We start from the raw sequence: 6,929 nt of genomic DNA, 5'->3' as shown, positions 1-6,929 counted from the left end.
CAACAAGACCGGCGCACCCGTCACCCGGTCACTGATCGCCTACGACCACTGACCGGGATTCGGAACTACTCGTCTAGGCCTTCACCGTCGAGGTGGCACCCGGGCGCGAGGCGTCGTGGGCGGGATCACCCGCCGATCTTCCCGGTGCCGTCGCGCGAACGTCGTCCCACGTCCACACCGAGCGAAGCCCGATCGCGTCGTGTCCCGACAGTTTGCGCGTCGTCGCCAGGTACCGTGCGGCGAGTTGGCCGAGGGCCTTGCGTTCCTCGCGGTACTCGTCCCTGGTCCAGCGGCGGGACATGGCACATTCCCAGAGTCGGTCGACCTCCCGGTCGAGGCTGGGCACCAGGGCGGTGCCGGCCGGCGAACCGACGAGCAGCACGGCGTACATGGCGCTGTTCCAGGCGACCGTCGCCTCCCGGTAGTGCTCCATCGCGGCCGACGCCTCGTCGCTCCGCTTGTCCTCCAGGTAGGCGAGGTTCATCAGGCGCCGGACCAGGGACTGGAGCGCCGACAGCAGGTCGATCGCTGCCTTCAGCTCCGCGTCACGTCGCCACCGGGTCCGATCGTGCCGGACGGTCGCCAGAGCCACGAGCAGCCCACCGGCGATCGCGAGCACACCCCCCACGAGTGAGCCGAGGACAGCCTCCATGGCGTCCAGTGTGCAGCCGCGACACAAGGCGGGCGACGACGCCCTCAGGCGCGCAGGCGGCGGACGAGTTTGCGCAGGCCGGCCTGCCAGCCGTCGGGATCCTCGGCGCGGCGGCGGGCGTATCCGGCGACCTCGGGGTGCGGCAGGATGAGGAAGCGCTCCTCGGCCAGCCCGGCGATCACCGCGTCGGCGACGTGGTCGGGGGTGAGGATCGCGCCGGACGCGGCGATCACCCGCGCGCCGAGGTGGCCGGCGGCCAGCCCGTCGGCGAGCATCGGGGTGTCCACCCCCTGCGGGCAGAGCGCGCTGACCCGCACGCCCTGGTCCCGGTAGGTGACCGCGAGCCACTCGGCGAAACCGACCGCGGCGTGCTTGGTGGCGGTGTACGGGGCGTCGCCGACCGCGGTCAGCACGCCCGCCGCCGAACACGTGGCGAGCAGGTAGCCGCCGCCGCGGGCCAGCATCCCGGGCAGCACCGCCCGGGCGGCGTAGACGTGGGCGAGCACGTTCACCCGCCAGGCGCGCTCCCAGTCGGCGTCGGGCAGTTCCACTCCGCCGCCGGTGGCCACGCCCGCGTTGGCGCAGAACAGGTCGATCCGGCCGTACCGCCGCTCGGTGTCGGCGACCAGCGCGCGGACCTGCCCCTCGTCGGTGACGTCGAGGGCGGCGGGGTGGGCGACCGGGCCGATGCCGGCGGCGACCGCCTCGGCCGCGTCGGCGTCGAGGTCGGCCACCACCACGGCGGCGGCGCCCTCGGCGGCGAACCGGCGGGCCAGCGCGGAGCCGATCCCGCCGGCCCCGCCGGTGATCACGGCGATCCGGTCGGTCAGGTTCATCTCCGCACCTCCCGCCCGCCGGCCGCCGGGACCGGGGCGGGGCCGAGCCGGCCGATCAAATCGGTCAGCGCGGCCGCGCCGCCGGCGGTCAACTCGGGCGTGGGCAGCAGCGCCAGCACCGGCACGTCCACCCCGGCGTCGGCGTAGCGGGCGACCTGGTCCCGGCAGTGCTCCGGTGAACCGTGCAGCACCAGCGCGTCGACCACCTCGTCGGGCACCGCCGCGCCGGCGCCGCGCCGGTCACCGGCCGCCCAGGCCCGCCACATCGGCCCGAGCACCTCCTCCCGGCCCAGCCAGCGGTGGAACTCGGCGTACGCCGGGACGGTGAGGTAGCTGGTGATCAGCCGGCGGCCCAGCGCGCGGGCGTGCGTGGCGTCCTCGGTGGGGCAGACGAAGATCCGGGTGACCACCTCGAAGCCGGCCCGCCGCTCGCCGACCTCGGCGAGCGCCCGGGGCACGTCGTCGGCGGCCAGCCAGTTGAGGATGACCCCGTCGGCCTCGGCGGCGGCCAGCCGCAGCATGCCGGGGCGCAGCGCGGCGAGCAGGACCGGTGGCGGCACGGCCGGTGGCCGCTCCAGGGCGAACCGGCGGACGGTGAAGGTGTCGAACACCGCGTCCACGGTCTCCCCGCCCAGCGCGGCCCGCAGGAAGCGCAGCACGTCCCGGGTCCGCCGGAACGGTTCGGTGAACGGCACGGCGTTCCAGTCCCCCACCACCACCGGCGAGGAGGCGCCGATGCCGAGCGCGAACCGGCCGGGCGCGGCCTCGGCGAGCGCGGCGGCGCTCATCGCGAGCAGCCCGGGGCCCCGGGTGAACACCGGGGTGATCGCGGTGCCCAGGCGCAGCCGGGGCTGCCAGGCGGCGGCGAGCGCCAGCGGAGTGAACGCGTCGGCGCCGTTGACCTCAGACGACCAGACGTCGGTGAACCCGGCCTTCTCGAGGACGGCGTAGACCGCGGCGTGGTCGGCCAGCGGGATCCCGCCCAGCGGCACCGTCATTCCCCATCGATTCGTCACCGGTCGATCGTGCCCGCTCGCCGCGACCCGGATCAAGATTCCGCTCGCCGGTTTCCCGCTTGCCGGACGGCACCGCGGCTTGACGACCACATAGACGAACCCCGGCTCAGCGGTTGTCGCCGCTGCCGCCGAGCACCCCACGGCCCTGGCGGCTGGCCAGCTTGGCCAGGTTGGCCGTCGCGATGTCGTCCAGCGACAGGTCGAGGTAGTCGGCGAGCACCGCCACGTACCAGAGCACGTCACCGAGTTCCTGGGCGATGTCGGCCCGGTCGATCCGCGACTCCTCGCTATCGAGGTCGCGGACCCACTTCTTGAACTTCTCGGCGATCTCACCCGACTCGCCGACCAGCCCGAGCACCAGGTGGAGCAGCTCGTTCCTCTTGTCACGTGGGGCGGCGGTACGGAGGGCCCCACGCTGATACTCATCCAGGTCCATGGCCGGCCAGTATGCCTCCCACCCGACCGGCCGGGCCCGACTACGGCCGCAGGAAGGCCGCCGGCGAAAGCACAACCGCGCGATCTTCTGCCTGGCCGTGGGCCGGAATCATGCGGTGGGCCAGGATCAGTCGAGCAGGCCGGCCTGGTGGGCGAGGATCGCCGCCTGCACCCGGTTGGCGAGGTCCAGCTTCGCGAGGATCCGGCTGACGTGGGTCTTCGCCGTCGCCTCGCTCATGTAGAGCGTGGCTGCGATCTCGGTGTTCGACAGACCGCCGCCGACAGCGACCAGCACCTCCCGTTCCTTGTCCGTGAGCACGGCCAGCCGCTGCTCGGCGTCGCTGTGCCGGTCCGGCGTCGGCTCGGCGAATTTCCGGAGCAGCCTGCGGGTGATGCGTGGGGAGATCATCGCGTCGCCGCGCGCTGCGCTGCGCACCGCGGCGAGCATGTCGTCGGCCGAGGCGTCCTTCAGCAGGAATCCGACGGCGCCGTTGCGCAGCGCGGTGTGCACGTACTCGTCGAGGTCGAACGTGGTGAGCACGACGACGTACGGCGGCGGGTGGAGCCGGGCCATCCGCTCGGTCGCCGTCAGCCCGTCGCCTCGGGGCATCCGGATGTCCATGAGCACGACGTCGGGCTGGAGCGTCCGTGCGAGGGCGACGGCCTCGACGCCGTCGGACGCCTCGCCCGTCACCGTGATGTCGGGTGCCGCCTCCATGATGGTGCGCAGCATCGCACGCACCATCCACTCGTCGTCGACGAGAAGAACCCTGACCGGACTGATGGGAGAGGTCACCGCTCCTCCCCCCGGGAGATCGGCACCTCGGCGATCACCTCGAAGCCGCCGTCGGAGGTGGGGCCCGCGGTGAACTCGCCGCCGACCAGCCGCACCCGCTCCGCCAGCCCGAGCAGCCCGTGGCCGCCGACCGGCAGTGAAGCATCGGTGACGTGCCGCCCCCGTCCGTTGCTGACCGACACTCGCAGCAGTTGCGGGGTCTGCTGGATGCGTACCCGGGTCCGTGCTCCCGGTGCGTGCTTGTGCACGTTGGTCAGCGCCTCCTGGACGAAGCGGTAGGCCGTGTGGTCCACGATCAACGGGGGCCGTTCTCCCGCCGGGTTCGCCACGTCGAGGGTGACGGGGATGCCGATCCGTCGGGACTCCTCGATCAGGCCGTCCAGATCGGCCAGTCCCGGCTGCGGACTGAGCGGGGCCTCGTCGTCGTTGCGCAGGACGGCCACCAAGGAGCGGAGTTCGGCGAGGGCCTCGCGTCCGGTCGCTCCGATCTGTTGTCCGATGGTGACGGCTTCCTCGCCCTTGGCAACCTCCAGCGCCGTGGCCTGCAGCACCATCAACGAGACCCGGTGCGTGACCAGGTCGTGCATGTCACGGGCGATCTGAGCCCGTTCGTCGCTTCGGGCGCGGGCAACGCGCTGCTGCTGCTCACGTTCGATGCGTTCGGCCCGCTCCCGGATGCGTTCCACCAGTTCGTGCCGGGTGCCGACGTACATGCCCAGAAGCGCCGGCGCGACACACACCGCCATGCTGATCGGAATCGCACCGTCGGCTCCGGCGAACTGCCAGATCGGGATGCCCACGAGGACAGCGGATGCCAGCGTACCGGCGGTGACCTTGGGCCATGCGGTGGTGCGCTCGGCGAGCGTGTACAGCGCGACCGCGACGGCCGTATGAGCTGGCACGAGAGCGTTCGCCAGCAGTGATCCCGCCAGCGCGACCACCGGGAGCCTGCGCCGCCACCCGGTCAGCAGCCCGACTCCCACGGCGAGCGGGACGCCGAGCCAGAGCGGCGGGAGGCGGTCGTCGAGTCCGGCAAGAGTCGGCCCGAAGAAGTCGGTGCCGAACTCGCCTGTCGCCGTGAACACCGCGACGACGAGCGCCACTGCCGTGTCGGTCACAGGGCGGCGGGACCAGGGCACCGCCGGGTGCGGGTCGTGCGCAGTCATCGTGCTCCAGGCTAGGCACTCCCGCTGGTGTGCCGCGTCAGCAGAAAGTTGTACCCGACACCGGGGAATCTCGGCCGATCCAATGATCCGCATTCCCGGATCGGCCGACGTCCGGGCACGCGACGACCGGCAACGCTGGTCGCATGGTCATCCAAGAACGGCTCGGCCGGTGGCTCGGCCCCAGAAACCTGCAGTTCGCCTTCGGGGTCTTCGCACTCCTCGCGGGGGCCTTGATCGCACTGCGGCAGGACGCCCACCATCCCCTGTTCCAGACTGCCGGGACAGCGGGGTACGCAGTTGCCGCGGTGCTCTCCTTCGGGACCTGGTACGCGCTCGGCCGCGCGGCGGGCGCCGGCCGGGCCCGGCGGATCCTGATCGTCTTCCACCTGCTCTTCATTCCCGCGCAGTTCCTGTTCCTGCTCGCCCATCAGCTGCCGTGGCTCGGCATGCTGCTGTCGGCAGTGATCACGGTCGGGCTGAAGCCGCGCTTCCCCCGGCTCGGACGGATGTCGCGCAAGGTGTGGCTGACGCTGCACATCGGCATCGGCGTCGGCTGGCTGGGCATCTCCCTCGCGATGCTCACGCTCTCCGTCGTCGGGGTCACCACCGACAGGCACGAGGTGCGGCATGGCGCCTACGTGCTCATGGACACGTTCAACCTCGCGCTGGCGATCCCGAGCGTCTTCCTCGCGATCATCACCGGTGTGGTGGTATCGCTCGGCACACCCTGGGGGCTGGTCAAGCACCGCTGGGTACTCGCCAAGTTGATCATCGCGCTCAGTCTGCCGGTCCTCGCCACCTTCGAGGGCCCGTGGATCGACGAACTGGTGGCGCGCAGCGAGGACCCGGTTGCCGAACCCGGCGGCACCGGAATCCTGCTGGTCGGCGCCATGGCGCTGTTCCTCGCCCTGCTCTGGACCGCGACGATCCTCTCCGTCTTCAAACCCGGCGGCAGGACGCGCTGGGGGCGCGGCGAGCACCCGCGAGGGCGGCCCTCGGAGACCGCCGTGGCAGTGGGCACCGTTCAGCCGGTCGCCGACAGCCCGCCGGCGGCGGCGACCCCGCCGTCCAGAGCATCCAGAACCGCCGATGCGTACCCGCCAAGAAGCGCTAGCCTCCACGCGTGACCTTCTCGATCGTCGCCCGCTCCGCCGACGGCCGCCTGCACGGCGTGGCGGTGGCCAGCAAGTTCCTCGCCGCCGGGGCGCTCGTCCCGGCCGCCGAGGCCGAGGTCGGCGCGCTCGCCACCCAGGCACACGTCAACCTCGCCTACCGGCCGCAGGGGCTGACCATGCTGCGCACCGGGGTCGCCGCGGCCGACGTGGTGGCCGGGCTGGTCGCCGCCGACCCGGACCGGGCCCATCGCCAGCTCGGCGTGGTCGCCGCCACCGGCCCGGGCGCGACCTTCACCGGCGAGCAGTGCCACAACTGGGCGGGCGGCCAGGCCGGCGACGGCTGGGCGGCGCAGGGCAACATCCTGGCCGGCCCGCACGTGATCGACGCGGTGCGGGACGCCTGGCTGGGCGGGGGCGTGCTGCCCTTCCCCGACCGGCTGCTCGCCGCGCTGCGCGCGGGCGACCAGGCCGGCGGTGACCGGCGGGGGCGGCAGAGCGCCGGGCTGCTGGTGGTCGAGCGCGGCGGCGGGTACGGCGGCACCAGCGACGTGCTGATCGACCTGCGGGTGGACGACCACCCCGACCCGGTGACCGAGCTGGGCCGGCTGCTCGCGGTGCACACCATGCTGTTCAGCCGGCCCGACCCGGCCACCCTGCTCGACCTGACCGGCGCGGTCGCCGCGGAGGTCGGCGCGCTGCTCACCACGCTCGGCCACCCGGTCGACCCGGCCGACCCGGAGGCGGCGCTCTTCTCCTGGGCCGGCATGGAGAACCTGGAGGAGCGGCTGGTGCCGGGGCGGATCGACCCGCTGGTGCTGGACCACCTGCGCAAGGCGGTGCCGCAGGTGCCGGCTCCCCGGGCGGCGGCGGATCCGCTGGCCTGACGCCTGCGGGCGGCCAGCGACGCGGGCCG

Annotated in this window: 8 protein-coding genes; 2 read left to right on the top strand and 6 right to left on the bottom strand. The window is 73.0% G+C overall.

The window, feature by feature from the left end; translation table 11 throughout:
* Positions 1-73: 73 nt before the first annotated feature.
* The 6 genes from AC1WTP_RS30265 to AC1WTP_RS30240 all read right to left on the bottom strand — a co-directional run bounded on the left by AC1WTP_RS30265 (position 74) and on the right by AC1WTP_RS30240 (position 4,676).
* Complete coding sequence (locus AC1WTP_RS30265; RefSeq protein ID WP_481652652.1) at positions 74-652, bottom strand: hypothetical protein; 579 nt, start codon at positions 650-652, stop codon at positions 74-76.
* A gap of 44 nt (positions 653-696) precedes the next feature.
* Positions 697-1,488 (bottom strand): SDR family oxidoreductase, encoded by a 792-nt coding sequence (locus tag AC1WTP_RS30260; RefSeq protein WP_481652651.1) that lies wholly within the window; start codon positions 1,486-1,488, stop codon positions 697-699.
* Positions 1,485-2,486 carry an LLM class F420-dependent oxidoreductase gene (locus AC1WTP_RS30255; RefSeq protein ID WP_481652655.1) on the bottom strand — a complete coding sequence of 334 codons (1,002 nt, stop codon included), beginning with the start codon at positions 2,484-2,486 and terminating at the stop codon, positions 1,485-1,487. The genes AC1WTP_RS30260 and AC1WTP_RS30255 overlap by 4 nt, the downstream gene beginning before the upstream one ends.
* Positions 2,487-2,610: 124 nt before the next feature.
* The gene (locus AC1WTP_RS30250; RefSeq protein WP_481652650.1) at positions 2,611-2,940 is read right to left on the bottom strand and encodes a nucleoside triphosphate pyrophosphohydrolase family protein; all 330 of its coding nucleotides are present in this window, start codon (positions 2,938-2,940) and stop codon (positions 2,611-2,613) included.
* A 126-nt stretch (positions 2,941-3,066) separates the two neighbouring features.
* The gene (locus AC1WTP_RS30245; RefSeq protein WP_481652649.1) at positions 3,067-3,735 is read right to left on the bottom strand and encodes a response regulator; all 669 of its coding nucleotides are present in this window, start codon (positions 3,733-3,735) and stop codon (positions 3,067-3,069) included.
* Positions 3,732-4,676 (bottom strand): sensor histidine kinase, encoded by a 945-nt coding sequence (locus AC1WTP_RS30240; RefSeq protein ID WP_481652648.1) that lies wholly within the window; start codon positions 4,674-4,676, stop codon positions 3,732-3,734. Before AC1WTP_RS30240 ends, AC1WTP_RS30245 begins: the two co-directional genes overlap by 4 nt.
* Positions 4,677-5,044: 368 nt before the next feature.
* Between AC1WTP_RS30240 and AC1WTP_RS30235 the strand changes: the two genes are divergently transcribed.
* Complete coding sequence (locus AC1WTP_RS30235) at positions 5,045-6,028, top strand: hypothetical protein (RefSeq protein ID WP_481652647.1); 984 nt, start codon at positions 5,045-5,047, stop codon at positions 6,026-6,028.
* Positions 6,025-6,900 carry a DUF1028 domain-containing protein gene (locus tag AC1WTP_RS30230; protein WP_481652646.1) on the top strand — a complete coding sequence of 292 codons (876 nt, stop codon included), beginning with the start codon at positions 6,025-6,027 and terminating at the stop codon, positions 6,898-6,900. The genes AC1WTP_RS30235 and AC1WTP_RS30230 overlap by 4 nt, the downstream gene beginning before the upstream one ends.
* Positions 6,901-6,929: the final 29 nt, after the last annotated feature.

Source organism: Micromonospora sp. R311 (genome assembly GCF_056780015.1).
Note: the sequence above shows the minus strand (reverse complement) of the source record. Positions and strands in the feature narration are given on the sequence as shown.

Bases quoted from the DNA above. Each gene is read 5' to 3' on its own strand.
- AC1WTP_RS30235 (WP_481652647.1), top strand. From the start codon at position 5,045: ATGGTCATCCAAGAACGGCTCGGCCGGTGGCTCGGCCCCAGAAACCTG.
- AC1WTP_RS30255 (WP_481652655.1), bottom strand. From the start codon at position 2,486: ATGACGGTGCCGCTGGGCGGGATCCCGCTGGCCGACCACGCCGCGGTC.
- AC1WTP_RS30260 (WP_481652651.1), bottom strand. From the start codon at position 1,488: ATGAACCTGACCGACCGGATCGCCGTGATCACCGGCGGGGCCGGCGGG.
- AC1WTP_RS30250 (WP_481652650.1), bottom strand. From the start codon at position 2,940: ATGGACCTGGATGAGTATCAGCGTGGGGCCCTCCGTACCGCCGCCCCA.
- AC1WTP_RS30265 (WP_481652652.1), bottom strand. From the start codon at position 652: ATGGAGGCTGTCCTCGGCTCACTCGTGGGGGGTGTGCTCGCGATCGCC.